This is a genomic window from Pseudomonas sp. CFBP13508, assembly GCF_005233515.1.
In the GTDB taxonomy this organism is placed as follows: domain Bacteria; phylum Pseudomonadota; class Gammaproteobacteria; order Pseudomonadales; family Pseudomonadaceae; genus Aquipseudomonas; species Aquipseudomonas mercuritolerans.
In genome coordinates this window covers 671,708-696,783 of record NZ_QFZZ01000001.1, presented here as the reverse complement: position 1 = coordinate 696,783, position 25,076 = coordinate 671,708, and the positions used below count along the sequence as shown (strand labels likewise).

General features: G+C 58.3%; 22 protein-coding genes. 10 read left to right on the top strand and 12 right to left on the bottom strand.

Annotation, left to right across the window (positions count from 1 at the left end):
* Nucleotides 1-20: 20 nt before the first annotated feature.
* On the top strand, nt 21-431 hold the full coding sequence (locus tag PspCFBP13508_RS03120) for a hypothetical protein (protein WP_125916284.1): 411 nt from the start codon (nt 21-23) through the stop codon (nt 429-431).
* 151 nt (nt 432-582) lie between these two features.
* On the opposite strand, the gene PspCFBP13508_RS03115 is transcribed toward PspCFBP13508_RS03120, so the two are convergent.
* Nucleotides 583-1,542, bottom strand: coding sequence for a LysR family transcriptional regulator (locus PspCFBP13508_RS03115; protein ID WP_130910226.1), 960 nt, complete (start codon nt 1,540-1,542; stop codon nt 583-585).
* A gap of 89 nt (nt 1,543-1,631) precedes the next feature.
* On the opposite strand from PspCFBP13508_RS03115, the gene PspCFBP13508_RS03110 reads away from it, so the two are divergent.
* From PspCFBP13508_RS03110 to PspCFBP13508_RS03100, 3 genes are all read left to right on the top strand, one after another.
* On the top strand, nt 1,632-2,450 hold the full coding sequence (locus tag PspCFBP13508_RS03110; protein ID WP_137213620.1) for an NAD(P)H-dependent oxidoreductase: 819 nt from the start codon (nt 1,632-1,634) through the stop codon (nt 2,448-2,450).
* Nucleotides 2,447-2,737 carry a hypothetical protein gene (locus PspCFBP13508_RS03105; RefSeq protein ID WP_137213619.1) on the top strand — a complete coding sequence of 97 codons (291 nt, stop codon included), beginning with the start codon at nt 2,447-2,449 and terminating at the stop codon, nt 2,735-2,737. The genes PspCFBP13508_RS03110 and PspCFBP13508_RS03105 overlap by 4 nt, the downstream gene beginning before the upstream one ends.
* 284 nt (nt 2,738-3,021) lie before the next feature.
* On the top strand, nt 3,022-4,476 hold the full coding sequence (locus PspCFBP13508_RS03100; RefSeq protein ID WP_137213618.1) for a TrkH family potassium uptake protein: 1,455 nt from the start codon (nt 3,022-3,024) through the stop codon (nt 4,474-4,476).
* 58 nt (nt 4,477-4,534) lie between these two features.
* Here PspCFBP13508_RS03100 and PspCFBP13508_RS03095 read toward each other — a convergent pair whose 3' ends face one another.
* The 7 genes from PspCFBP13508_RS03095 to PspCFBP13508_RS03065 form a co-directional block, all read right to left on the bottom strand.
* Complete coding sequence (locus tag PspCFBP13508_RS03095) at nt 4,535-5,020, bottom strand: DUF6130 family protein (protein WP_137213617.1); 486 nt, start codon at nt 5,018-5,020, stop codon at nt 4,535-4,537.
* Nucleotides 5,021-5,141: 121 nt separating this feature from the next.
* Complete coding sequence (locus tag PspCFBP13508_RS03090; RefSeq protein WP_137213616.1) at nt 5,142-7,532, bottom strand: TonB-dependent siderophore receptor; 2,391 nt, start codon at nt 7,530-7,532, stop codon at nt 5,142-5,144.
* Between the two features lie 121 nt (nt 7,533-7,653).
* Nucleotides 7,654-8,634, bottom strand: coding sequence for a FecR domain-containing protein (locus PspCFBP13508_RS03085; RefSeq protein WP_137213615.1), 981 nt, complete (start codon nt 8,632-8,634; stop codon nt 7,654-7,656).
* The gene (locus tag PspCFBP13508_RS03080) at nt 8,621-9,139 is read right to left on the bottom strand and encodes a sigma-70 family RNA polymerase sigma factor (protein ID WP_137213614.1); all 519 of its coding nucleotides are present in this window, start codon (nt 9,137-9,139) and stop codon (nt 8,621-8,623) included. Before PspCFBP13508_RS03080 ends, PspCFBP13508_RS03085 begins: the two co-directional genes overlap by 14 nt.
* 185 nt (nt 9,140-9,324) lie before the next feature.
* Nucleotides 9,325-10,218 (bottom strand): LysR family transcriptional regulator, encoded by an 894-nt coding sequence (locus PspCFBP13508_RS03075; protein ID WP_137213613.1) that lies wholly within the window; start codon nt 10,216-10,218, stop codon nt 9,325-9,327.
* A gap of 96 nt (nt 10,219-10,314) precedes the next feature.
* Complete coding sequence (locus PspCFBP13508_RS03070; RefSeq protein ID WP_137213612.1) at nt 10,315-11,055, bottom strand: SDR family oxidoreductase; 741 nt, start codon at nt 11,053-11,055, stop codon at nt 10,315-10,317.
* Nucleotides 11,056-11,378: 323 nt separating this feature from the next.
* Nucleotides 11,379-12,275 carry a LysR family transcriptional regulator gene (locus tag PspCFBP13508_RS03065; protein WP_130910219.1) on the bottom strand — a complete coding sequence of 299 codons (897 nt, stop codon included), beginning with the start codon at nt 12,273-12,275 and terminating at the stop codon, nt 11,379-11,381.
* A gap of 486 nt (nt 12,276-12,761) precedes the next feature.
* Here PspCFBP13508_RS03065 and PspCFBP13508_RS03060 point away from each other — a divergent pair, with 486 nt between their 5' ends.
* The 5 genes from PspCFBP13508_RS03060 (at nt 12,762) to PspCFBP13508_RS03040 (ending at nt 19,503) form a co-directional block, all read left to right on the top strand.
* Nucleotides 12,762-13,412 (top strand): hydrolase, encoded by a 651-nt coding sequence (locus PspCFBP13508_RS03060; protein ID WP_071172471.1) that lies wholly within the window; start codon nt 12,762-12,764, stop codon nt 13,410-13,412.
* Nucleotides 13,413-13,792: 380 nt separating this feature from the next.
* On the top strand, nt 13,793-15,505 hold the full coding sequence (locus PspCFBP13508_RS03055; protein ID WP_071172470.1) for a sigma-54-dependent Fis family transcriptional regulator: 1,713 nt from the start codon (nt 13,793-13,795) through the stop codon (nt 15,503-15,505).
* Between the two features lie 298 nt (nt 15,506-15,803).
* Nucleotides 15,804-16,382, top strand: coding sequence for a nuclear transport factor 2 family protein (locus PspCFBP13508_RS03050; protein WP_016774755.1), 579 nt, complete (start codon nt 15,804-15,806; stop codon nt 16,380-16,382).
* 233 nt (nt 16,383-16,615) lie between these two features.
* On the top strand, nt 16,616-17,308 hold the full coding sequence (locus PspCFBP13508_RS03045; RefSeq protein ID WP_122507374.1) for a hydrolase: 693 nt from the start codon (nt 16,616-16,618) through the stop codon (nt 17,306-17,308).
* Between the two features lie 299 nt (nt 17,309-17,607).
* On the top strand, nt 17,608-19,503 hold the full coding sequence (locus PspCFBP13508_RS03040; RefSeq protein WP_241669488.1) for an amidohydrolase: 1,896 nt from the start codon (nt 17,608-17,610) through the stop codon (nt 19,501-19,503).
* Between the two features lie 231 nt (nt 19,504-19,734).
* Here PspCFBP13508_RS03040 and PspCFBP13508_RS03030 read toward each other — a convergent pair whose 3' ends face one another.
* Nucleotides 19,735-20,736, bottom strand: coding sequence for a zinc-dependent alcohol dehydrogenase family protein (locus PspCFBP13508_RS03030; RefSeq protein ID WP_137213610.1), 1,002 nt, complete (start codon nt 20,734-20,736; stop codon nt 19,735-19,737).
* 108 nt (nt 20,737-20,844) lie between these two features.
* On the opposite strand from PspCFBP13508_RS03030, the gene PspCFBP13508_RS03025 reads away from it, so the two are divergent.
* Entirely contained in the window at nt 20,845-21,726 is an 882-nt protein-coding gene (locus PspCFBP13508_RS03025; protein ID WP_137213609.1) for a LysR family transcriptional regulator, read from the top strand.
* 154 nt (nt 21,727-21,880) lie between these two features.
* Here the strand turns inward: PspCFBP13508_RS03025 and PspCFBP13508_RS03020 are convergent, their stop codons facing one another.
* The 3 genes from PspCFBP13508_RS03020 to PspCFBP13508_RS03010 are packed head-to-tail and all read right to left on the bottom strand — an operon-like array spanning nt 21,881 to nt 25,017.
* A complete protein-coding gene (locus PspCFBP13508_RS03020; RefSeq protein WP_137213608.1) occupies nt 21,881-23,311 on the bottom strand; it encodes an amidohydrolase family protein in 1,431 nt (476 codons plus the stop codon).
* Nucleotides 23,312-23,351: 40 nt separating this feature from the next.
* Nucleotides 23,352-24,155 (bottom strand): ABC transporter permease, encoded by an 804-nt coding sequence (locus PspCFBP13508_RS03015; protein ID WP_137213607.1) that lies wholly within the window; start codon nt 24,153-24,155, stop codon nt 23,352-23,354.
* Nucleotides 24,156-24,174: 19 nt separating this feature from the next.
* Complete coding sequence (locus PspCFBP13508_RS03010) at nt 24,175-25,017, bottom strand: ABC transporter ATP-binding protein (protein WP_137213606.1); 843 nt, start codon at nt 25,015-25,017, stop codon at nt 24,175-24,177.
* Nucleotides 25,018-25,076: the final 59 nt, after the last annotated feature.

Genomic DNA, 25,076 nt, shown 5'->3' with positions numbered 1-25,076 from the left:
TCGACATCAGAGTAAGACTCATGGGCGCGCCCATCATTATCGGCAACAGCTATGACCTCTGGGTCAGCAACAGCATGAAAGATACTTTTTGCGAGGTACTCACCGCTGTCGCGGCCTTGGAAGGCCATGATGTGAAGGCCTTATATGAGGAGGCACCAGGTGTGGCCGGCACCTATGGTGTTCCAGGCGTGGGTATCCTTCTCGACGAGTTCTTTCTCTATCTTGGTGGATTTTCCGGGGTTCGACGCCACCTCGATGTTTGCCGAGTACGGCTAGACGAAGTCAGAGAATCTTGCGGACTGTCGCCAGTTGCTGCCGAACGCATGGCACACGTACTGGCATGGGCCGCATACCATATGGATGGCAACCCGATCCCTGTAGGCGGCTCTTTCTATGAGAGCTGGCCTCCTGACGAAGCTGAAACAAGGTAATACCCGCCTGCTTTCGGCCAAAACAGTCATTCAGGTATGCCGATAAAAACCCATAATCGACCGTAAGGAGATGGATGGAAGTTTATTGCCTCAACGAGCTTGCAAGAGCGAGCCAACCAGCGAGCCTTTGACCTATCGAGTACTCGACACGCTAGCTTGTCTGGACGGGTTTCGAGGTTGTCAGAGTTCTTGGGTTGCCATAATCGGATGCACGAGAATCGGCCACGCGAGTGATGAACTCACGTACCCATTTGAAGCCGGCATGCCCATCCGACCGCTCATGCCAGAACAAGCCAATCGCAAAACCTTCCACCGGCAATGGAGGGGCTACGCACAGCAGTTGCTCGCTGCGACCGTCTACAAGACGACTTGGAACCAGGGCCACACAATCCGACTGCGCGACCAACTCCGGTACTGGAAGGAATGACGACGCTGAATGAACGACGTTACGCCGCAGCCCGCGCGCTACCAAGGCGTGATCCACCGAGGTAGAGAAGCCTCCGCCGCGCAGTGACACCACGACATGTTCCAGCTGCGCGAACTCATCCACGGTCAGGTCCGCGCGCATGCTGGGATGCCCACGACGCCCGATCAGCACGTAACTCTCATCATAGAGGTGCTGCGAGTGCAGTGCGGGCGGAACCCCGTTCATGTTTATCACGGCCAGATCCACCTCGCCGCGGGTCATCTGCAGCTCCAGCTGTGGTACGTCCAGGATGCGCAGTGCGATGCGAACACCCGGCGCTTCGCGTCGCATGGCGACAACGAGATGTTTGATCAAAACCGCCTGCACGTAATCCGTGCAGGCGATTGATACCGTCAGGCTCGCCGTCGCGGGCTCGAAATTCAGGTGAGTAGTGACGGTCGCCCTTACCTGGTCAAGTGCCTGGCGAAGCGGCACGAGCAGCTCCAAGGCTTTGACGGTGGGCGTCATTCCACGCTGCGCGGGGATCAGAAGAGGGTCGTTGAAGACGTCGCGCAGACGGCTCAACTGAGCGCTGACTGCTGGCTGGCTCAAATGCAGACGGGCGGCAGCCCGGGTCACGTTCTGCTCAATGAGAAGGGCCTCCAACGTCACAAGCAGATTTAGATCAAGGCGTCTGGTATCCATCGATCTTATGTTAGCAGCAAAATTTTGCGATTTCACAGATGGCCCGAGCCCCGCGACACTCCTTCGAAATCACAGCGGAGCCGTCCTTCATGTCGAAAAAAGTACTGATCATCTATGCCCATCCCGAGCCTTCGTCGCTAACGCGGCAACTGGTGGATGTGTCTGTTGAATGCTTGACTGCGCAAGGACACGAGGTCCTGCAATCCGATCTATACGCCATGGGCTGGAAAGCGATATTCGACGAGCACGACTTTCCTCAGCGGGCCAACCCTCAGCGGCTGTCGTTCGGAGCAGAGTCCGCCCACGCCTATCGTCATCGCCGCCAAAGCCCTGACGTGGCGGCGGAGCAAGACAAGGTTCTAGCGGCAGACGTTGTCATCTTCCAGTTTCCGCTTTGGTGGTACGGCATGCCGGCCATCATGAAGGGGTGGATAGATCGCGTCTGGGCAGCCGGACTCGCCCACGGCTACAAGGACGCTGGCAACGCCTACCGCTATGGTGACGGCGCTTTCAAAGGCAAGCGGGCCATGTTGTCAGTCGCTGTCGGCGGCCCCGCAGAAGACTACTCGCCGCGCGGCATCAACGGACCACTCGAGCAATTGCTGTTTCCGATCACGCACGGCTCGCTCTACTTTCCTGGGTTCGATGTGCTGCCGACGTTCGCCATATACGGCACTGGCAACTTGACCGCCGCAGATGCCATCGCAGCCAAAGAGGCTTGGCGCACCCGACTCGAGGATTTGTTCACAGATGCGCCAATACCTTTCCGGCCCCAAAACGGTGGGGACTACACTTCCCGCAATGAGCTTGAACCGCATGTGGCCGTGGGCCAGAGCGGCATAATGGCGCACGTCGCTTATGGTGAAACAACCCAGCGCAAGCAGCTGAAAACGGAGGAGGTGACATGAAAACCTTCGTGATTCTGACTCGCCGTGCTGATGGAGCGGCAGAAGACTTCAAGCGGCTGGCGAAACCGGAGGTATTGCACGTTTGGCAAGGCTTCGCTGACGGTATCGTGCGCGCAGTTCATGGGCTGGCCGCTGGTCCCGGTGCCGCGTTTGAACTGGAATCCGCCACCTTCGAAGAGGCGCGTGATTACATCGAGGCGCTGCCTTACGTCAAAGGGAATCTGCTACACGTGCAGTACTGCGCGCTCAAGCCCTTCTCTGATTACGAGAAACTCGTTTCCTCCTGATGAGCGATCAGCGCAGATCAACTTCCGTTTGCAGGGCGCTGCATGCTGCAGCCAGATTTTACGCGCAACATGCAGCGTCAGGCCGGGACTCGTCTGATGCGAAGAGGGCTGGTACTGGCGGCTTCTGCCGTTTCCGGCCTGTTGCGAAGGCCTGTAATTGACTCATAGCCCCGCTTTGACTCCCGCAGCCTGCCTGATTGCAGATAAAAATTTTACGGAGAATTTACGCAGTCTTTATTGAGGGCATCCGATACTGCGCGGCGCTAATTTGGAACGCTATCGTGATGTCCCTCGCAGCAATTCGGCTTATCGGCTTTATCTTGGGTATTTTTCTGATCACCCTGGCGGTAAGCATGGCTATACCCATGATGACACTGGTGGTCTATGAGCATAGCGACGATCTGTCGGCCTTTCTCTGGTCGAGTCTGATTACCTTCATCTGTGGTCTGCTGTTGATCGTGCGAGGGCGTCCGGACGCCGGCAATCTTCGACCCAGGGACATGTACCTGCTGACTACCGCGAGCTGGGTTGTTGTGTGCGCCTTCGCAGCGTTACCCATGGTTTTCATCACTGATATCAGCTACACCGATGCGTTCTTTGAAACGATGTCGGGCATCACAACCACTGGCTCGACGGTACTCACCGGTCTGGATAGCGCCTCTCCCGGCTTGTTGATCTGGCGTTCCATGCTGCATTGGTTAGGCGGCATCGGTTTTATCGGCATGGCTGTCGCGATTCTTCCGCTTTTGCGAGTTGGCGGCATGCGTCTTTTCCAGACTGAGTCCTCGGACTGGTCGGAGAAAGTGACACCACGTTCTCATGTCGCAGCCAAGTACATCCTTTTGCTCTATCTGGGCCTGACGGGTGTCGGCACTTTGGCGCTCTGGCTCGCAGGAATGACCCCATTCGAAGCGATCAACCACGCAATGTCGTTGATCTCTACCGGCGGGTTCTCGACGTCGGACTCCTCCCTCGGGCACTGGGAGCAGCCAGCAATTCACTGGGTGGCGGTAGTCATCATGATCCTGGGCAGCCTGCCATTCACCTTGTATGTCGCCACATGTCGGGGCAATCGGCGTGCGCTGATCAAAGACCACCAGGTGCGCGGGTTTATTGGGTTCCTGCTCGTCACATCACTGGCGGTAGGTACCTGGCTGTATTTGCACAGCGCCTACGGATGGTGGGATGCGTTTCGTATCGTGGCGGTCAATGTGACCTCGGTCGTCACGACCACCGGAATTGCGGTTGGCGACTACACCCTGTGGGGCAGCTTCGCTGTGTTGTTGTTTTTCTATTTGACCTTCGTCGGAGGCTGTTCCGGCTCAACGGCAGGCGGGCTGAAAATCTTCCGTTTTCAGGTGGCTGCCGCGCTTCTGGTCAGCAGCTTGAAGCAGTTGATCCATCCCCGGGCCGTGATTCAGAAAAAATACAACGGCCATCCCATCGACGAGGAAATCGTCCGTTCGCTGCTGACCTTCTCGTTTTTCTTCACCATCACGATTGCCGCCATCGCTTTGGGCCTGGCGCTGATCGGGCTTGATTGGATCACCGCCCTGAGCGGCGCCGCTACGGCGGTGTGTAACGTCGGCCCCGGCCTGGGCACAATCATCGGGCCGGCAGGTAATTTCTCGTCACTGCCCGATGCGGCCAAATGGCTACTCACCGTTGGCATGCTGCTAGGCAGGTTGGAAATCCTGACGGTGTTGGTGCTCGTGACCCCGGTTTTCTGGAGATATTGAGCCAGGCAGTCGTTGGCAGAGACGCCGATCGTTGCCTGTTACGGTGATAGCACGGCGTTCATGGTTTTACCGCGTGATGATCGTCAGTACGGGGAGCGTCCATCGGTTTCTTCTCCGGTACTGTAAAACTCACTGTCGTACTGGTGATGATCTGGTGCGTCGGATCGGCCACTTCCAAGAGAACCTTGTGAGGACCGGGCGTTAGCCCGACCAGGATAATCGGGTCTTCACTGGTGTGCGCCCACGTACCTTTCCAGTCATCGACGGTCACGTGAAGGTGACCTAAGCGTGGTGATACCTCAGCAGCCACCTTGCCAAATACCGGCATGATCCTGGCGTGCTCTGTTCGAAACTGGATGATGACCACTCCACGGGCGAGCGGCTCGGCAAGCGGCGGGTAGGCAATGAGTTTCGGCGCACTCTCGGATGCCAAGGGCAGTATCGCCGGCGGAGAATCGCTGTCTGCTGCCCCTTGTCCCAGCACGGATGTGCAAACGAAGACACCCAAAACCAGGGCCAATAGCTTTCCGGGAGCGAGGGACATGATCTGTTTCTCCGCGAGATTTCATTCAAGCGTAGATCAACCTGGGTATGCCCGTAGTTAACGGTGCCCGCGGTAACGCGGGCACCGTTTTCTGTGTGGGGAAAAACGCTGACCCGCCGGTTTACCAGTTGTAGCTCAGCTTGGCGGTTATCTCGCGGCCCGGGTTGTAGAAGTTCGCGGTGCCGGAGCCGACCACATGCTGCTCGTCCAGCAGGTTGCTGACGTTCACCGCCAGGTCGGTGCCTTTGGCGATCTTGTAGTTGAAGGCGGCGTCGAACAGGGTAGTGCCATCGCTCTTGCCGGAGTTGGCTGCATCGAAGTAATACGCGCCGACGTAGCGCGCACCCAGGCCCACGCTGACATCAGTGGCGGGTACGTCGTAGTAACTCCAGAGCGAAGCGGAATGCTTGGGTGCCGTGGCGAACTCGTTACCCTTCAGGGAACTGCCGTCGAACAACGAACCGCGCAATACTTCGGACTCCATGTAGGAATAGCCACCGATCAGGCTGAGGTTCTGCGTCACCTGCGCCTTGGCCTCCAGGTCGAGGCCGCGTGCACGTGATTCACCCACCGTCTGCTGCTCGATGATGCCGCTCGGCAGCACCACGGCGATGGTGACGTTTTCCTGGGTCAGGTCATACACGGCGGCGGAGAACAGTGCATCCATTCCCATCGGCGCATACTTCACGCCCACTTCGTACTGCCTGCCTGTCTGCGGTGTCACGCCAACCTGCGGCGGCGAGACGGATTCGACCATGCTCACGTAGGTTGATACTTCATCGTTGACGATATAGGTCAACGCACCTCGGTAGGATGTTTCGGAGAAGGTGTCTTTGTCGGTGGATTGCAAGCCTTTGCTGGTCAGGTCCATCGAGTCGTTGCGCACGCCTCCGGTGACGATGAAACGCTCGTAGAACGACAGGTTCTGCTGAAGGAAGACGGCCTTGGTGGTCGCGTCTCGCTTGTTGACGGCATACGGCGCGACTGAGCGTGGAACGCCAGTAAACACAGGGTTGGCAATATCGATTGGTGTCGTCAGGGCGTAGACCGAGCTTTCCTTGGTGGTCGAATCGAGGTACTCCACGCCCACCAGGCTGCTGCTGTCGATGTTCTCGAAGCGGGCATCGTATTGCAGCATCAGATTGCCGTTGAACTGGTCGGCGTCAGTGTCCGTGCCAAACAGGTATCGATCGACGGTAGTACCGACACGTGCGGCACTGTCGCTGAGGTACACGTAGCCGAAATCATCGGTCAACTTGCTGTAACGCAGATTGCTGCGCAGCACGAAACCGTTGTCGAAATCATGGGTGACGTTACCGCTGAGGCTGGTGCGCTCGACATCGTGGAAGTTGTAGCTGGGCTCGCCATAAAACTTGCTGCGGTCGTATTCCCGATCCAGTGGATAGCCGCCGCTGTTGGGCGAACTCTCGGTTTTCAGGTAGTCCAGAATCATCGTGGCCGACGTGTAATCCGTCGGTGCCCAGGTGAGGCCACCCATAAACAGCTGGTTGTCGTCCTGCGAGTGGTCGTACTCGCGATCGCTGTTCTGGCCTTTGGCAGTAAAGCGGCCGGCCAGGGTTTTCTCGTCGTTCAGCGCATCGCCGACATCGATGCCGGTCTCGACATGGTCAAACGAACCGTAGGTCACATAGCCTTGGCCAAACTTCTCGAAGCGCGGCTGTTTGGTCACGAAATTTACCGAACCGCCCGGGTCTGCAGGGCCAAACAGGGTGGAGTTGGCGCCACGCAGAATCTCGATGCGCTCATAGGCGAATGGGTCTTCGCGTACGCCGCGCATTGAGCTGAGGGTCAAGCCGTCACGGTAGGTGGTGGCCTGGAAGCCGCGGATCTGGAAATAGTCGTTGCGATCATCCGTACCATAAAAGTCACTGACCACGCCCGGCGTATATTGCAGCGCTTCTTCCGTGGTGCTGACGCTGCGTTGCTGCATTTCCTTGTTGGTCACCACCGACACCGATGCCGGTGTATTGAGAATGCTGGTGGCCACCTTGCCGCCCACCCAGAGCTCCTTGGCAACCACCGAGTTGGCGTCGTCGTCGGCACTGACCCGGACCTTGGCATTGATGATGAGCGGGGCGAGGCGGTAGTCCTCGACGGCCGTTGCGTCGAGTTCCAGCGGGCCGGCGGTTTTTGCTTGAGGGGTCAGCAGGTAAGCATTCGGCCCTTGCTGTTCGACCTGCAATTCGCTTCCCTGAAGCAAGGATGACAGCGCTGCCGATGTATCGAGCGTGCCATTCACGCCAGCCGTGGTGCGGTTCGCCACACTCGAGGCGTCGAAGGAAAGGCTGATGCCAGCCTCGCGCGCAAAGCGGTCAAGCGCTGGCGCCAGTGGCCCGGGGGCGATATTCCACTGTTTGACTTGATTGCTGTGATCAGCGCCCGAGGTTTGCGCCAGCGATGGCAATGCGTAGCTGCTCACGATCAAACCCAGGATCGCACCGTGCATGGCACGACTTAATGGATGGCGCTGTGAAACCGGGGACGAACTCATTTTCTCGCTCCAAGAAAGGACATCGGCAGACTGGCCTGTATTCCGGCCTTCCTTACAGGTCGAACGAGAATGAGAAACCACCTCATTATTTTTCAGGTGGCGAAAAAATATTCGGGTGGAGTCAGGTGGCAGCGGTTACGGTGACCCAGTAACGGGTTCGGTAATCAATGTGCAGGCGCAGTGACTGTGCGATCAATGCCAGGACCCGATCGTTGTCGGCGAGCTGGAAGGTGCCGGAAACGCGTCGATCAGCGACCTCTTCGGCGCAGCGCAAGACTCCGGGGCGATAACGCGACAACTCCGCGATAAAGTCACCAAGGCGCATATGGTTCGCACTGATCACACCGTCACCCCAAGCCCATAGATCGAGGCCGTTGTCCCTGAACGTTCGGGCGTCACTTGAGGTGAACAGCAGTTGGTTTCCTGCCAGGACGTTGCGACTCGCAGACGCTTCACCGGAACCGGGGAAAACCGTGACTGATCCCTCCTGAGCTGCGACCAGAGTGCCGTCGTCACGCTCGCGGACCAGAAAGCGCGAGCTGTGGGCTCGCATGATCCCGTCGCGTGATTGCACCCACAACGGTCGCGCTTGCGGCGAGTGTTGATCCGCACCGACATTCACGATGATTTCACCACGGCGCAGGATGATCAGGCGCCGCTGGGCGTCGAAATCGCTGTCGACGGCGCTATCGCTATTGAGCTGGATAAGGCTGCCATCATCGAGTTGGAAACGTCGTTGCTCGCCGGTGCTGCTGCGCTGCTGTGCAAGCATGGAGGGCAGGGGGGTGTAGTCGCGGCCGAGCCAGGCTGCCGTGCCGACGGTCACCAATACGCCCAGTAGCTTCAGGCTTTCCCGCCGGCGCATTCCCTGCTGGGCGCCCTTAAGGGTTTGTCGAGCCAGTTGAGCTGGCACGCCTTCGAATTCATCGCCAAGCGTTTCCACACGCTGCCACGCCAATCCATGCTCCGGGCGCTGCTGCAGCCAGTGTTCGAACGTGCGCTGTGTCTGTTCATCGGCTTGATTGAAGCGAAGGCGCACCAGCCATTGGATCGCCTGCTCGACAATGGCCGGATCCAGCGCCTCGGGCTCAGGCCTCGACATAACGCAAGCGATAGCAGTGTTGCAGGGCCGTGGCCAGGTCGCGCTCCACCGTCGCGCGGGAAACTCCGAGCTTTTCGGCGATTTGGGCGCAGGTCAGACCGTCGAGTCGGGCAAATAAAAACGCCTGGCGAACTCTTGGTTTAAGCGAGTCAAGCAGACGGTCTATGCGCTCGAGCGCATCGAGAATCATCAGCCGGCGTTCTTCCGAGGGAACCTCGTGTTGCGGCAGCAAGGTGATGCTTTCCAGGTAGGCACGTTCCAGTTCGCGACGACGATACTGATCAATCATCAGACCGCGGGCAATGCTGCTCAAATAGGCGCGTGGCTCGCGCAGGGCGCCGGACTGATGGCGGTGTTTGAGCACACGGACGAAAGTGTCCTGCGCCAGATCTGCGGCGTTGTCGCGACAGCCGATGCGCCGAATCAGCCAGCCCTGTAACCACGAGAAGTGGGTGCGATAGAGCAGCCCTGGATCTGCAGTACCTAGTGTTTCGTCGCTACGCATCGGCATCCCGGGACATACATGATTGATAATGAATCGCATTCTACTCAGGCGATTGATCTTAGGCAAACATGCGCAGCTCAGCGCCTGCATGCAGGCGAATGGCATGGTTGTGCAGGAACTACGAGTGGAAGATGCGTCCGGAAATTGGATAGATTGAACGCTCGCCGTCCCGAGTGGCTTGCCTTCTAAAGGGAGAGGACGTTGCCCGGGCTCACATCTGCGAACCAATCGACCAGCATGTCCGTCAGCACCCGTATCTTTCGCGCAGGGTGCTGGCTTTGGGGGCGAACAATGTAAATACCCGCCGGAACAGGGGGATATCTGTGCATGACGGACACCAATGCGCCAGATTTGATGTGCTCGTCGATGACGCTGTCAGAAAGGTACCCAAGACCCAGACCTGCAACGGCTGCCGCGGCGAGCGCGACAGGATTGTCAGCCTTGAAGCGCCCTTGGGGATTAACCATGATGGACTTTTGGCCATCGATAAACCGCCAGGTTTCCGCACCTTGCATAAGAGATTCATGCGCAAGAATCTCGTGGGGAGCCTCCGGCGCTCCATGTGTACTCACATAGCCTGGGCTTGCCACGAGTTTGCCGTGAATGCTGCCCACACGCTTTGCGATGAAATTGGAGCTCTGTAAATGGCCGACCCGAATAGCACAATCGAAGCCCTCGCCAATCAGATCGACGATACGATCGCTGTAACTTGCATGAATGTGCAGGAGAGGGTGGCGTCGCCCCATTTCAGCAAGCACGGGGGCAATATGTGTCGGGCCGTACGAGATCGGTGCTGCGATCCGGAAACGGCCTCGAAGGTCTCCATCTGGAACAATGGCGTCCCTGGCCGCGTCAAACTCAGCGACGATCCGCGCCGCATACTCTCGCAAGGCGGCTCCCGCTTCGGTGACAGCAGCACCACGGGTTGTCCTGGCCAATAGCTGCACACCCAGTTGGGTTTCCAGCTTTAGAAGCCTGCGGCTTATTATCGATTTCGCAACACCCAGTCGCCGGGCCGCCGACGAAACACCGCCCGCGTCGGCTACCTCGACGAAGGTTCGAAGATCATCAATATCCAACTGCTTCCTGCCTCTGCAAATGGCCATTAGTGCGTTTCAACCCCTGACCAACAGTCCATGGCTGCCGTCCACTGCGGACAGCTGCCTGAGCGTTAGTCAAGCGATCGCACCGCCGTCCACGGTGAGGATGGCGCCAGTGATCAGGCTCGCGGCAGGACTGGCCAGATAGACCACCGCACTCGCAACCTCGCGAGGCTCGCCAAAACGTCCCAGGGACGACAGGCTCCGCTGAAAGTCGCCGGCGGGGCCGTCGGCTGGATTTGCGTCGGTGTCGACCGATCCCGGCTGAACAAGATTAACGGTTATGCCGGTGGGGCCGAGTTCACGCGACAAACCCCGGGTAAATGCGAGCAACGCCGACTTGGACATTGCATAGGCTGTAACACCCGCAAAGGGCACCCGCTCTGCCAGTCCCGAGCCAATTGAGATGATTCTTCCGCCAGCGGGCAGATGCGGGATGACCGCCTTTGCGAACAGGACGGGGCCTCGCACGTTGATATCCATCAGTGCTTGATAGTCGTCTACATCAATGTCAGCGATCATTCCGTTAAAGCCGATAGCCGCGCTATTGACGAGAATATCGAGGCCGCCCAGCGTCGAGATGGCTTGCGCGACTGCGCATTCAATGGCTTGCGGGTTGGCACTGTCGGCTTGAATCGCGATAGCACGACGCCCTTTATCAGCGATGAATTTGGCCACTGCCTCAGCTTTTTCCGTCGACTGCTGGTAGGTGAACGCAACATCGGCCCCATTCTCTGCCAGTGCCACTGCGATAGCGGCGCCGATCCCGCGAGCTCCTCCCGTCACCAACGCCCGTTTTCCTTCCAAATCGATCATTACTCACCTGTCTGGCATGCAGTTATTTGGCCGCGCGCATTCACCAGGGATGGTGCAAGCGTGCCGATACGGGGGCGGATATTAGGGATCCAGTTCCTTGGTTTGTAGTCTCGTGGGTTGTATTACTGTGTCGCACAAATCGGAACATCCAACCGGGTGTTGGCGTTATTCGCGAGTGAGGAATGAAACTTTGGAGAAATATTCGGGTGCGCTGATCAGGACTCGACGTATTAGCCGCGATAGCTCTGATGGATCAATAAGTAAGCCTGGTATCCATACTTTGCTTTCAGGACTCACTCGAAGGGAGCTTGGAATCGGGTCTTTCAGCTCTGTGGCGACTCAGGAATATGTGCCGCCTGGTCGCAGTATTCAAGCAGCAATTCGGTGAGCACCCTTATCTTTCGCGCAAGGTGCTGGCCTGGCGGTCGAACTACATAAGCGCCTGCTGGAGGCGGCGGATAATCCGTCATGATCGCTACAAGTGCGCCGCTCGCCAAATGCTCATGCGTGACCCAGTCAGGTAACCAGGCAATGCCGATGCCGGCCAAAGCTGCGGCCAGCAATGCGGTGCCATTGTCGGCTTTGAACGTTCCCTGCGGGCGCACCGTAACCATCGTGTCACCATCCATGAATGACCACGATTCATTGCCTTGCATCAGTGCTTGGTGGCTGACGACTTCGTCGGGTGTTTCGGGCGCTCCATTCGCCTTGATATAGACGGGGCTTGCTACCAATTGGCCAAAGATCGGTCCGATACACCGGGCGATCATGTTGGAATCGGGCAGGTAGCCCACCCGTATCGCGCAGTCATACCCCTCGGCGATGAGGTCAACGAAACGATCGGTGTAGTTTGTTTGCACATGAAGCTGTGGGTGACGCCTGGCCATTTCCGCGAGGATCGGCGCGAAATGTATTGGCCCCAAAGTAAGGGGCGCGGCGATCCGCAGGCGGCCACGAAGCTCGCCGGAAGGCAAGATCGCATCGCGTGCCGACTCGGCCTCAGCGCATATTCTGGCGGCGTAGTCGCGGAAGGTCGCCCCAGCTTCGGTAAGGGCCGCACCGCGGGTGGTACGCGCCATCAGTTGCACGCCCAGCTCTGCTTCCAGGCGGGCAAGCCGGCGACTGACGATTGATTTCGACATGCCCAGGCGCGTTGCCGCACGGGAAATGCCGCCGGCATCGGCCACTTCTACAAAGGTTTCAAGCTCTTCTATATCCATTTCCACTTTCCTTTTTTTGCCACGCAGCTACACACGGAATGCGACTACCAGAACGTACATCTGTTCGCGCCTTGGCGCCAATAGCGGTTCCCGGGGACGTCCTGATCTGTGCGTACATGGGGCCGTTTTTCGAGCGGCCGGCAGTGCGTGCGAGTGTCGACTAGCTGCTACAGGATGTATTGCGGGAGCGTATACGGGTTGTCATTGAACGGGCCTTTACCCTATCGCAGGCTGCTGCGCATGACTTCGCGGAGCGAAGCAAACCGCTGGGGCGCGTCGTCATGAAGCCGTGAAGCCATCGCCAGAGAATGGCAGCAAAAACCGTGGCGTTCCTCATTGCGCGACACAGTTAGTCATTCGCTGCTACTACCCGAAGGTTTGAGGGCGCTGCACAGTGCATGAGGCATCGCCGCTCATAAGGCGCGCTGCACGGAAACTGATCCCGCAAATAAACGTGCCAACCCACGGCAACAAGAGGATGGATTAATGGCTTTTCGTAACGGTCTTGCTTCGCTTCTTCGTCCAGAAGACTCCGTACTTGTGTTGATCGACCACCAGCCTTTTCAACTCACCAATCTCAATAGCCACGATCCGCACGCAGCGGTCAACTGTGCGACAGCATTGGCGAAGGCTGCGAAGGCGTTTAACGTCCCGACCATTCTGACCAGTGTGATTGCCGAGCGTGGCGGTTGGATCTTTCCGCAAATCACCGACGTTTTCCCCGGTCAGGAGGTGATTGACCGAACGCTCATCAATACTTGGGAAGACAAGAAAGTAGTGGACGCGGTCAAGGCAACAGGCCGCAAGCAATTGGTCCTGGCTGGCCTGTGGACTGAGGTCTGCGTCGCCATGCCAGCGATTCAAGCACTAGGCGAGGGCTGGGACGTTACCGTGGTCACCGACGCGTGCGGTGGCGTTTCGGTCGAAGCCCATCAAGTCGCCATCCAACGCATGGTCGGCGCCGGGGCAAATGTCATGACCTGGTTGGCAGTCATGGCTGAATGGCAACGCGACTGGGCACGCCTCGATACGGCAGGCGCTGTAACCGATGTGCTTCTCCAGCATGCTGCAGGTAGCGGCATTGCTTATCTGTGGGAGCAGCAATTGCTCGACACGCCGGTACCCGCTGAAGGTTGATCAGCACGGGAGTGAGGGGCCAGTGAAGTACCGCTTTGCCAGGGAGGCGCCCCATTCCCGCGTTCATCGACGGCCGATACTGAAGGCGTGCATTCGCAATCTGCTGGGATATTGCGAATGACCAATACCTAGTCCAACACAGCACATGGCCGGCTCGGGCCAGATCACCAACATTAAGCCTGGCTGACTTTGGCGCTTGGTAACTGCCTTCATCTGCCCGCGAAGCCCGTGCACCGTCATGTCTTTGCATCGGGAGGCCCGCTGGCTCTGCGTAGCAATGCACTAAAATCCCTTCATATCGCGATCGATTGTTTCGGTGCTTTCACTCGGCGCCACAGCTTGATCAAGACCGCTCAAAACAATAATCGAGGTCTCTCTCAATGGCTGTCAGTTACAACCCTGAGCTCCACTATTCCGGCTTTCACGACCTGAGCGACCAGGTTCGTTTTCAAAGCACGGAAGGCAAGATCTGGTTTGGCGAGCAGCGCATGTTGTTGATGCAGGTATCGGCGATGGCTAATTTTCGCCGTGAACTCATCAATAGCCTCGGCGTCGACCGCGCCAAGGGGTTCTTCTTGCGCCTTGGCTACCAGTCTGGACTCAAGGATGCGGAAATGGCCCGCAAGCTCAGACCAGACAGTCCGCAGTTGCAGATGTTTCTGGTCGGCCCGCAACTGCATTCCCTCAAAGGTATGGTCAATGCGAAACCCATTCAGTTAGAGCTGGATCAGGAGAGCGGCCATTTTTATTGCGAGCTCGAATGGATTGACTCCTTTGAGGTCGAGACTTGCCTGACTGAAGTCGGCCTGATGGAGGAACCAGTCTGTTGGTCTTTGTTGGGCTACGCCTGTGCGTACAGTTCTTCATTCATGAAACGCGAAATCATCATCCAAGAAACGACCTGTCGCGGATGCGGGGATGAGCGCTGCATCATTATTGGTAAACCTGCCGAGGAATGGGAGAACGCCGCAGAATTCAGACAGTACTTTCAAGCCGACCCAATCATCGAGGAGCTGTATGAACTGCAATCACAGATCAGCTCTCTGCGTAGAAGCCTGGAGAAGCAGGAAGCTCAATTCTATGGAGTAGGGCGCTCGCCTGCCTATTTGAAGGTATGCAAGATGATCGACAAGGCTGCCAAAGGAAAAATTTCCGTCCTGCTGCTCGGAGAAACTGGCGTCGGCAAGGAGGTCATCGCACGGAGCGTGCATCTGCGCAGTGATCGCGCCGAGCAAGCGTTTGTCGCAGTGAACTGCGCTGCCATTCCTCAGGACCTGATTGAAGCCGAATTGTTTGGTGTTGAGAAAGGCGCTTTTACCGGCGCCAATCAAACCCGCCCAGGACGCTTTGAACGGGCCAACGGAGGGACGATTTTTCTAGACGAGGTGGTGGAGCTGACGCCCAGAGCGCAGGCGACATTACTTCGGGTACTGCAAGAGGGTGAACTGGAACGGGTAGGCGATTCCCGAACCCGCAAGATCAACGTGCGAGTCATCGCTGCTACCAATGAAAGCCTCGCCGACGCCGTCGAAGCGGGCCGGTTTCGCGCCGATCTTTATTACCGCTTGAATGTGTTTCCGGTGCAGATTCCCCCACTGCGCGAGCGGCTTGAAGATCTGCCACTGCTGGCCGAGCACTTTATAAGCAAATTTCACTTGCAATATCACAAGCGAACGCTGGGTTTATCAGACAAAGCTCTTGAATTGTGTCGCCGCTACGCCTGGCCGGGGAATATTCGCGAATTGGAAAATACGATTGAGCGTGGCGTCATCCTGACCGACAGCAACGAGACCATAGGCCAGGATGCACTCTTTGCAGTCTTCCCAAAAACAGACGATTCGCACGGTGATCGTCTCAACTCTGATGGCGCGTTAGTTCAGGCTGGCGGTGAAGAACCTTGTCCCGATTGGGTTACGCAGATCTTTGATAAAAACATCAGCCTGGATGCTGTGGAAGAACGGCTGATGCGCCGCGCCATGGAGCTTTCACACCAAAACGTCTCGCAAGCCGCTCGCATGCTCGGCTTGACCCGGCCGGCACTGGCCTATCGCCTGAAGAAAAGCGGCTTGTTGCATGACGAGAGTCTTGAGTGACTTTGCGTGGCCGCCTGGCGGTTCACCGTGGACCACGCTTGAGCTGGATTGATCAAATCAACAAAACCTCGCCGAGACTTCATCAAATGATCAAACAAGCCCTTCGATAAACTCCGAGCCCGATACTCGCGACATCACATTAAGTTATATGTCATTGATAAATATCGATTTATATAAGTTTTATAAAATTGGCATAGCCCTTGCTCCAGTACCAATTGTCGCTTTTCGACGCGTAGCAATTTGCAACATGGGTTGGATGACCGCGAATCGCAAAATCGTACTCATAAATGGAGAGTTCATGAATACTCGAAGCATCAAATTGATCACTGCAGCAATGGCGCTCGCCTCATGGTTAGTAACAATCACTCCAGCGTCGGCGCAGTCAGCTACTGAAGCGCAATCTGCTGCTTCACTAGCGGTTGTCGTGGAATTCCTGGCCAATACCGCACCCGATAAAGTCGAAGCCGCGGCAATGAGGTTGGCAGCTCCAGACGCCACCTATGTTTCTCTAAACTTTGACAATCCAGAACTCAGAAAAATCATGCCGTGGACCGGCACAAACAAAGGTCCCAAAGCCTTTAGCTCTTTGTTTTTGCAGGTCTCAAACTACTGGAAAATCGAAGACTTTACGATTACTACCAAAATCGCTTCCGGCGAAGATGTCGCGATTTTCGGTAAGTTCACCTACCGCTCCGTGGCGGTCGGACATCTGTTCACATCACCGTTTTCCATCCATGCGAAAGTTCAGGATGGAAAGATGACCTATTTCCAGTTCATGGAAGATACCTACGCGTCTGCCAGTTCGTTCCGGCAGTCCGGTTCATGGACCGTGAAGACATCCAAAGATGCACTTCCCTTCAAGGTGGGAGCGAATTAGCCGCAGATGATGTGCACTTGCAAAAGCAGCTTGGCAAGCGTTTTTCGGGCATTTAACTGAACCCCGCGAACGCGGCTGAACAATGCTGCATTCGTAAATTCACGGGGCTTTTCGGCACCCCTGAACTCGTCCGGAAAGTGGCTTTTAACCCTACCAGGACGGGTAGCGTTCTGCTTGCGCAGCCACGCATAACGCCGCTTTCGTATTGCTCTACTTACCAAAGGAAATGCGCCATGTCCAACAAGTACTTAGAAATACTGACCCCGCAAAACAGCCAAGTGATTTTCATCGACCACCAGCCCCAAATGGCCTTTGGTGTGCAGTCGATAGATCGGCAGGTGCTGAAAAATAATGTCGTGGGGTTGGCCAAGGCTGCCAAAGCGTTCGGCATACCTACCACCATCACGACTGTGGAAACCGAGGGTTTCTCTGGCAATACATACCCTGAGTTGCTAGCGGTATATCCGCAGAACAAAATCCTCGAACGTACTTCAATGAACTCCTGGGATGACCAAAACGTTCGTGATGCCTTGGCAGAGTCCGCCATTGCCGGCCGTAAGAAGATCGTCGTATCCGGCCTGTGGACCGAGGTCTGCAACACGACCTTCGCACTGTCCTGCCTACGCGATACAGACTATGAAATCTATATGGTTGCCGACGCCTCGGGTGGCACCTCGGTCGACGCGCACAACTACGCCATGGACCGCATGATTCAGGCCGGTATCGTACCGGTTACCTGGCAACAGGTGCTGCTCGAATGGCAGCGGGATTGGGCGCGCAAGGAGACCTATGAAGCCGTGATGGGGATCGTGCAGGAACATTCCGGCGCCTACGGGATGGGTGTGGATTATGCCTACACCATGGTGCATAAGGCGCCTGAGCGGGTGCAACATGGCGAGCACATCGGTCCAAACCCTGCTAAATAAATCCGTTATGCAAGAGCTGTCGCGCAGGGCTGACGCGATAGCTCCACCCATCGGCGCTATTGTCCAAAACACGAGGTGGAGCATGAGGATGTATGCAGTTTAAAAGTCCAGTCAGACGTGAGTAACCGGTTCGCAAGGTTCGCTATTCCCTGAAGGCCCTGGAAACGGGCTTTATATCTGTGAGGCCTCTACCTATGACATCGCGCCGAAAACTTCTCCAGGCCGCCTCCACCTTAGCGTTAGGGGGTGTCTTTGGACGCAGCGCTTTTTCCGAAACGCTAAGTAGGGAAGGGCCCAATATGACCGATTCAATTCCGGACATCATTTTCCACAATGGCGAGATCACTACACTGGATCGCGCCAACCCAGTCGCCCACGCCGTTGCAATCAAAGACGGCAAGTTTCTGGCTGTAGGGTCAGACCAGGAAGTCATGGCGCTGGCTGGCTCAGCCACAAAAGTTGTCGACCTCAAGCGCCGTTGTGTGCTCCCTGGCTTAGTCGATAACCATACCCACATGGTCCGCGGCGGCCTTAACTACAATCTGGAATTGCGCTGGGACGGTGTGCGTTCACTGGCTGACGCCATGGACATGCTCAAGCGCCAAGTGGCTAACACACCAGCACCGCAGTGGGTTCGCGTGGTAGGTGGCTTCACTGAACACCAGTTCGTTGAAAAGCGTTTGCCAACCATAGCCGAGATCAATGCGATCGCGCCCGATACACCTGTATTTCTTCTGCATCTCTATGACCGGGCCTTGCTCAATGGTGCGGCCTTGCGCGCGGTCGGCTACACCCGAGATACCCCCGAGCCACCAGGCGGGAAAATTTACCGCGATGCCAATGGTGCGCCTACGGGCCTGCTGTTGGCCACGCCCAACGCGACGATCCTTTACGCCACGTTGGCCAAGGGACCGAAGTTGCCCTTCGACTATCAGGTCAACTCCACTCGCCATTTCATGCGCGAGCTCAATCGCTTGGGTGTGACAGGGGTTATTGATGCGGGCGGCGGTTTCCAAAACTATCCCGACGATTACGCAGTGATCCAGAAGTTGGACAACGATGGGCAAATGACGGTCAGGTTGGCTTACAACCTGTTCACTCAGAAACCCAAGGAAGAGAAGGAGGACTTCCTCAAGTGGACCTCCAGCGTTAAGTACAAGCAAGGAAACGACTACTTCCGTCACAACGGCGCGGGCGAAATGTTGGTGTTTTCCGCTGCCGACTTCGAAGATTTTCGCCAGCCGCGACCGGACCTGCAGCCCGAGATGGAGGGAGAACTGGAGGAAGTTGTGCGCATCCTTGCAGAGAACCGATGGCCGTGGCGGTTGCATGCCACCTACGACGAAACCATTACCCGAGCGCTGGATGTATTTGAGAAGGTCAACGAGGACATCCCCCTCGCTGGCATCAATTGGTTCTTTGATCATGCCGAAACCATCTCGGACAAATCGATCGACCGTGTCGCCGCGCTCGGCGGTGGCATCGCTGTACAACATCGTATGGCTTATCAGGGCGAGTACTTCGTCGAGCGCTACGGCGCCCGTGCGGCGCAAGCGACCCCGCCCGTAGCGCGCATACTGGAAAAAGGGGTGAAAGTGTCTGCAGGCACCGATGCCACCCGGGTTGCCTCCTACAACCCCTGGGTTTCGCTATCCTGGATGGTAACCGGTAAAACGGTGGGCGGTCTGAATCTGTACCCTCAACGAAACCTGCTTGATCGCGAAGCGGCGTTGCGGATGTGGACAGAGAATGTCGCCTGGTTTTCTAACGAAGAGGGCAAACGTGGTCGCATCCAGACCGGTCACTTTGCTGACCTGATTGTGCCAAGTAAGGACTACTTCTCTGTGCCTGAAGACGAGATTTCATTTCTTACCGCCGATATGACCGTGGTTGGCGGGCGCGTGGTTTACGGGGCCGGCCAATTCGCCAGGTTTGACGACAACCCGCTACCGCCCGCCATGCCTGACTGGTCGCCGACGCGTACCTTTAAAGGTTATGGCGCCTGGGGAGACCCAGACGGAGCAGGCAGAAACTCGCTGGCTCCGCTGCGCGCCCAAGTCGCGGCCTCGTGCGGCTGCGCAAGCTTTTGCGGCCTGCACGGTCACGATCATGCCGGTGCATGGGGATCCAATGCTCCAGTATCGGACCCCCGAAGTTTTTTTGGTGCCTTGGGCTGCTCCTGTTGGGCCGTGTAGAAATGGGCCGGTGATCGATCAGCTATCCTATGAGGGTCATCGGCCATTACTCCTGCGCTGCCAGCGCCTCAATCAGTTCTTGGGTGGTCACGATTGAATGAGCGAAGGTCGGCCCGTTCAACTCGTGGGTGCTACGTGTTTGACGCTTTTGGCTGGGAGAATGGCGGCGAGGACGTTGCGGACCATTGCGCACGCTTTTGGCCGAGTGCGCTCTAAAGAGATTACAAAGAACTATGCACCCACAAACTCGATGACCGTCTTGCCCTTGCCGCGGCCTACGGCGACTTGGCGAAATGCCTCGTTGACGTCCTGCGGCGCAAAGTGCTGTTGATCCACGCGGATCGTCAGTTGACCCGCATTGGCCAGCGCAGCGGCCTCGCGCAGGATAGCGCCGTGGTGTTCGCGTCCTTTGCCGGTGAGCAGTGGCGCCAGTGTGAAGACGCCCGAGTAGGTGGCACTTTTGAACGATAACGGTGCCAGGCTGTGCTGGCCCCAGCCCAGGCAGCTCAGCACGTGCCCGGTATAGGCTTTCACAGCTTTGAATGATGCATCCAGCGTGCTGCCGCCGACGGTGTCGTAGACAATGTCGAACCCTTCGCCGGCGGTGTAGTGCTCGACATAATCCTCAACGCTCTGTGCCTGATAGTCGATCGCTGTAGCCCCCAGCGAGCGTATGAAGTCGAGACTGCCCGCCGAACCGGTGGCGTAGACATCGGCACCGCGTGCCTTGGCCAGTTGCACAGCCACTTGGCCGACCCCACCCGCGCCCCCATGAATCAGGACACGCTGACCAGAGCGAACATTGGCGTGATCGACCAGACCTTCCCACGCGGTGATGAATACCAAAGGCAATGCAGCCGCCTCACGCATGCTGAGGGTGTGTGGCTTGACCGCGATCAGGCGGGCATCCACGGCAATGTACTCGGCCATGGTGCCTTGGGCACCGCCGATCCCGCCGGGCATGCCGAAGACTTCCTGGCCCGGGGTGAACCCCTCGACCGCTTCGCCCACTTCGACCACCGTACCGGCAAGGTCAAGGCCGAGCACGGCCGGCAGCGTTTGGCGGGCGTGGGCCCCTGCGCCGGCGGCAATTTTGGTATCGAGCGGATTGACCCCTGCGGCGTGAACCTTGACCAGGACTTGCCCCTTACCGGCAACAGGGCGATCGATGTGACGGATGGCCAGAGGGGATTGAGCGGACTCGGCGATGGCGGCAAGCATGGAATGTTTCATGACGGGAACCTGTGTTCGGATGGACGCTTACAGATTGCCGCGCTTTAATCATTCCGATAAGAAACCCAATTTGCATATGACTTATTCCCCAAAGAGAACCAATCGTCGATGGATCTGTTCGATAGCATGCATGTCTTTGTCCGCGTCGTGGAGCGCGGGTCTTTCTCGGCGGTCGCCCGTGAACTGAACATGGGGCAGCCGGCGGTGAGTAAACAAGTGCGCGCGCTGGAGCAGTACCTGGGTGGGCCACTGTTCGCACGCAGCACTCGGCATTTGGCCCTGACCGACCAAGGTCAACGCTTCTACGACCACTGCCAGGATATTCTCGGCCACGTCGAAACTGCCACGCGAAGCTTCACCAGTGGCCAGGAGCAGATCGCCGGCCCTTTACGAGTCGCCGCCCCGGTCAGTTATGGAAGGTTATGCATCGCACCGCTCATAGGGATTTTCCTGCAACGCCATCCTGATGTGAGGATTGACCTGCGACTGAGTGACCACAATGAAGACCTGCTCAAGGAAAACATCGATCTGGCGATCCGCATTGGCGTAGTGAAGAGCGAGGGATTGGTGGCACTGCCACTGGGCAATAGCCCACGGCGTGTCTATGCCGCGCCCGGTTACCTGGCTCTGCACGGCGTGCCACGAGAGCCCAGCGAACTGTCAGGACACAACTGCATCGGCTTCACGTTGCTGGAGCATTACGACCGTTGGCACTTTACGCACCTCGGCCAGGCGTTCGATGTAGGTATCCAAGGCAACGTCACCAGCAACAGCAGCGAGGCCATCCGCGAAATTGTGCTTTCCGGCCTGGGTATTTCCCTCTCACCGCAATGGCTGTTCACAGCTGACGTCGAGCAGGGCAGGGTGAGTACCGTACTCGACAACTATCAGACCAGCGCGCTGCCTGTCAGCGCCGTACTCAGCCGCGAGCGACGACGTTCAGCGCGGACAATGCCGTTCATCGATTTTCTACGCGAGCAATTGTTGTAGAAGCGCCTTGTGATAAGCCGTCCGCTGCTTTCTTCTCCGGGACCCTAAAACTGTCTGATGACAGTCTCAAGTCGATTACTGCCGTATTTTTCCATCTACCAGAGATTTGATGCGGCCGAGTATTGGCACGGCAGCACGTGCCAGGGAGGTCAGCTCATGAGCGTACGCCTGCGGCCTGCTGCAACCGCCGTACCGCGTCTCGGGCCTGGGCGCCGAGTTCGGCCAGGTCGAAATCAGGCAACTGGTCGTCGTGTACGGTCAACCGGCCACCGACCAGCAAGGCGCGCAAGGTCGGGCGTCCTCCGCCCACCACCGGCCCGATCGCCGGGTCATGCAGGCCGAAGTATCGCGGCTGGTCCAGGCGGTAGATCGCCAGGTCGGCCGCCATGCCCACTTGCACGCTGCCCACGGCGTCCAGCCCCAGCACCCGAGCCCCGCCAGACGTACCCCAGCGCACCACGTCTTCCACCGTGGCCGCGCTGGCACCGCCTTCCTCTTCGCCGCCGGCATAACGCGGGCGGGCCCGTTCGCCAAGTCTGGCCCGTTGCATCAGCCAAGCGGCGTGGGTTTCGCTGATCATGTCGCAGGCCTCGTTGGACGCGGCGCCATCCACGCCAATCGACACCCGCATTCCCGCAGCCTCCATGGCCACCACATCGGCAATGCCACTGCCCAAGCGGCCATTGCTTTGCGGGCAATGCGCAATGCCCGTACCGCTGGCCCCGAGCATGCGGATTTCCTCGGCGTCGAGTTTCACCAAATGCGCGAACCACACGTCCGGCCCGAGCCACTCGTGCTCGGCACAGAACGCCACTGGCGACATGCCGTGGCGTTGCTGCACCTCATTTTGATATTCGACGGTTTCGCTCAGATGGCTGTGCAGGCGAATGCCCAGTCGCCGTGCGACCCGGGCGGTTTCGCGCAGGTGTTCGGCAGGCATGGAGTAGGGTGGGCTGGTGGGCGCCATCACCACCCGCCGCCAGGCATCGGCGGCAGGGTCGTGGTAGCGCCGCACCAGACGCTCGACGTCGTCCAGATATTGCTCCAGGGTCTCTGGCCCAGCCACGGACTTGCCTTCGGCTTGCCGTGCTTGCGTGGCACCGCCACGGCAGAGGACAAACCGCAGCCCCAGCCGTTCGGCTTCCTCGAACAGCACCTCGGCACTGTCAAAGTCCATGCCCGGCAAGTACAGGTAATGATGGTCTGCGACGGTGGCGCAGCCGGATCGTGCCAATTCGACCAGGCCAATGCGTGCGGCGAGGCGAAAGCTTTGCTCGTCAAACGCGCCGCGATAGCGATAGGGCACGGCACCCAGCCAGGCTCCCAGGCTCTGGTCGATACCTGCGGGAATGCCTTTGAGCAGCGACTGAAACAGGTGATGGTGGGTATTGACCCACGCCGGGTAGACCACGCAATCGGTGGCATCCAGCACTCGCTCGCCGGGCTGGGGTTGCAGGGCGCCGATGGCGCTGATGCGGCCGTCGACGATACGGATATCAGGCCCGGCATGGCGCGCCGCCGCGCCGGACAAACCGGTGAGGATCGCGCTGGCGTTACGTACCAGCCAGCTATTCTCAAGCTTCATGTGAGGCTCCATGCGCCGCGCCTGCGGCGGGTCAAAAGGTTCAGCCGAGTTCGCTTTCATGCCAGTTGCGCAGGCTCAACCGGGCCAGCACGGCCATCAGGCTGAATAGCGCGACACCGGTCAAGGCGATCAGCAGCAGGGCAGCGAACAGCCTTGGAATATTCAGTTGAAAGCCGGCCTGGAGGATCTGATACGCCAGCCCGGCACCGGTGCCCCCGGTGCCGGCAACGAACTCCGCCACCACCGCGCCGATCAACGCCAGCCCGCTGGCAATGCGCAGCCCGGCAAAAAAACACGGCAGGGCGCTGGGAATGCGCAGGCGCAGCAGCACCTGCCAGCGGCTGGCGCGGTTCAGGCGGAACAGATTGAGCAGGCCGGGGTTGACGCTGCGCAAGCCGAGTACGGTGTTGGCGATGATCGGGAAAATCGCCACCAGGGTCGCGCAAATAACCAACGCCAGCGTGGTGTTGCTGCACCAGATGATGATCAGCGGTGCCACGGCCACCACCGGCGTCACCTGCAACAGGATGGCGTAGGGAAACAGGCTGGCTTCCAGCACGCGGCTCTGCACAAACACAAAGGCCGCCAGGGTGCCGATAAGCACCGCCAGGGCAAACGAGAAAAAGGTGATCTTCAAGGTCATCCACAATGCACCGAACAGCATCGGGCCATCGCTGATCAGGGTACGGCCGATATCGACCGGGGAAGGCACCAGATACACCGGCACCTTCCAGGCCACACATGCCAATTGCCACAGACCCAGCAATACCGCGCCGAGCAGCAGCGGCGAGACGATGCGCAATACCGTGGGGTGACGTAACCAGGGAGTAAAGGACGGGTTCATGAGCGGGCTCTCAATAAAGTCAGCAAGAATCGCCATTGGCCTCGGCCAGCAGCCGGGACAGGCGTGCGCACTGCGCGATAAAGGCCGGGGAGGTGCGGTAGGCCTCGTCTCGTTCCAACGGGCCGTCGATTTCGATGTCGGCGATTACTCGGCCCGGGCGCGCACCCATCACCACCACCCGCGATGACAGGTAGACGGCCTCGAAAATGCTGTGGGTGACGAATATCACAGTCAGGTCGCGGCTAGCCCACAGCTGACGCAGGTCGCTGTCGAGCTTGTTGCGGGTGAACTCATCCAGGGCGCCGAAGGGCTCGTCCATCAGCAGCAGATTGGGCTCGGTGGCCAAGGCCCGGGCGATGGACGCGCGCATTTGCATGCCGCCGGACAGTTCCCGCGGGTACACCTGGCTGAAGCGGTCCAAGCCGACAAGGGCAAGGGCGGCGTCAACCTTTGGTTGGCTATGGGCTTTGGGCACATTGGCCAGATCCAGCGGCAGGCGCACGTTGTCGCTGACCTTCGCCCACGGCATCAGGGTCGCCTCCTGGAACACCATCGCCAGGCTTTGCCCTTGGGTCGGGCTGGCCGGGCTGTCCTTGCCCCACCAGCGCACGTGGCCGGCGGAGGGTTTTTCGAGGCCGGCGAACATTTTCAGCAGGGTGCTCTTGCCGCAGCCCGAAGGGCCGAGCAATGAAACGAACTCGCCGCGCTGAATGGCCAGCTTCACCCGGCTCAAGGCCTGGGTGCCGTTGCTGTAGGTTTTTTCCACCTGATTGGCGAACAGCGGTGTTTGCACGCCGACGCTGTCGCCCCGTGGCAACGCCTGTGGCAGGGCGTTGGCCCCAGTTATGGTTTGCATCAACATAGCGCTCTCCCCTTGGGTCATGAGCGTCCGGTAAAGCCCCGGCACACCGGGGCGCTGAC

Bases quoted from the DNA above. Each gene is read 5' to 3' on its own strand.
- PspCFBP13508_RS03120 (WP_125916284.1), top strand. From the start codon at position 21: ATGGGCGCGCCCATCATTATCGGCAACAGCTATGACCTCTGGGTCAGC.
- PspCFBP13508_RS03115 (WP_130910226.1), bottom strand. From the start codon at position 1,542: ATGGATACCAGACGCCTTGATCTAAATCTGCTTGTGACGTTGGAGGCC.
- PspCFBP13508_RS03110 (WP_137213620.1), top strand. From the start codon at position 1,632: ATGTCGAAAAAAGTACTGATCATCTATGCCCATCCCGAGCCTTCGTCG.
- PspCFBP13508_RS03105 (WP_137213619.1), top strand. From the start codon at position 2,447: ATGAAAACCTTCGTGATTCTGACTCGCCGTGCTGATGGAGCGGCAGAA.
- PspCFBP13508_RS03100 (WP_137213618.1), top strand. From the start codon at position 3,022: ATGTCCCTCGCAGCAATTCGGCTTATCGGCTTTATCTTGGGTATTTTT.
- PspCFBP13508_RS03095 (WP_137213617.1), bottom strand. From the start codon at position 5,020: ATGTCCCTCGCTCCCGGAAAGCTATTGGCCCTGGTTTTGGGTGTCTTC.
- PspCFBP13508_RS03090 (WP_137213616.1), bottom strand. From the start codon at position 7,532: ATGAGTTCGTCCCCGGTTTCACAGCGCCATCCATTAAGTCGTGCCATG.
- PspCFBP13508_RS03085 (WP_137213615.1), bottom strand. From the start codon at position 8,634: ATGTCGAGGCCTGAGCCCGAGGCGCTGGATCCGGCCATTGTCGAGCAG.
- PspCFBP13508_RS03080 (WP_137213614.1), bottom strand. From the start codon at position 9,139: ATGCGTAGCGACGAAACACTAGGTACTGCAGATCCAGGGCTGCTCTAT.
- PspCFBP13508_RS03070 (WP_137213612.1), bottom strand. From the start codon at position 11,055: ATGATCGATTTGGAAGGAAAACGGGCGTTGGTGACGGGAGGAGCTCGC.
- PspCFBP13508_RS03065 (WP_130910219.1), bottom strand. From the start codon at position 12,275: ATGGATATAGAAGAGCTTGAAACCTTTGTAGAAGTGGCCGATGCCGGC.
- PspCFBP13508_RS03060 (WP_071172471.1), top strand. From the start codon at position 12,762: ATGGCTTTTCGTAACGGTCTTGCTTCGCTTCTTCGTCCAGAAGACTCC.
- PspCFBP13508_RS03055 (WP_071172470.1), top strand. From the start codon at position 13,793: ATGGCTGTCAGTTACAACCCTGAGCTCCACTATTCCGGCTTTCACGAC.
- PspCFBP13508_RS03050 (WP_016774755.1), top strand. From the start codon at position 15,804: ATGAATACTCGAAGCATCAAATTGATCACTGCAGCAATGGCGCTCGCC.
- PspCFBP13508_RS03045 (WP_122507374.1), top strand. From the start codon at position 16,616: ATGTCCAACAAGTACTTAGAAATACTGACCCCGCAAAACAGCCAAGTG.
- PspCFBP13508_RS03040 (WP_241669488.1), top strand. From the start codon at position 17,608: ATGACCGATTCAATTCCGGACATCATTTTCCACAATGGCGAGATCACT.
- PspCFBP13508_RS03030 (WP_137213610.1), bottom strand. From the start codon at position 20,736: ATGAAACATTCCATGCTTGCCGCCATCGCCGAGTCCGCTCAATCCCCT.
- PspCFBP13508_RS03025 (WP_137213609.1), top strand. From the start codon at position 20,845: ATGGATCTGTTCGATAGCATGCATGTCTTTGTCCGCGTCGTGGAGCGC.
- PspCFBP13508_RS03020 (WP_137213608.1), bottom strand. From the start codon at position 23,311: ATGAAGCTTGAGAATAGCTGGCTGGTACGTAACGCCAGCGCGATCCTC.
- PspCFBP13508_RS03015 (WP_137213607.1), bottom strand. From the start codon at position 24,155: ATGAACCCGTCCTTTACTCCCTGGTTACGTCACCCCACGGTATTGCGC.
- PspCFBP13508_RS03010 (WP_137213606.1), bottom strand. From the start codon at position 25,017: ATGTTGATGCAAACCATAACTGGGGCCAACGCCCTGCCACAGGCGTTG.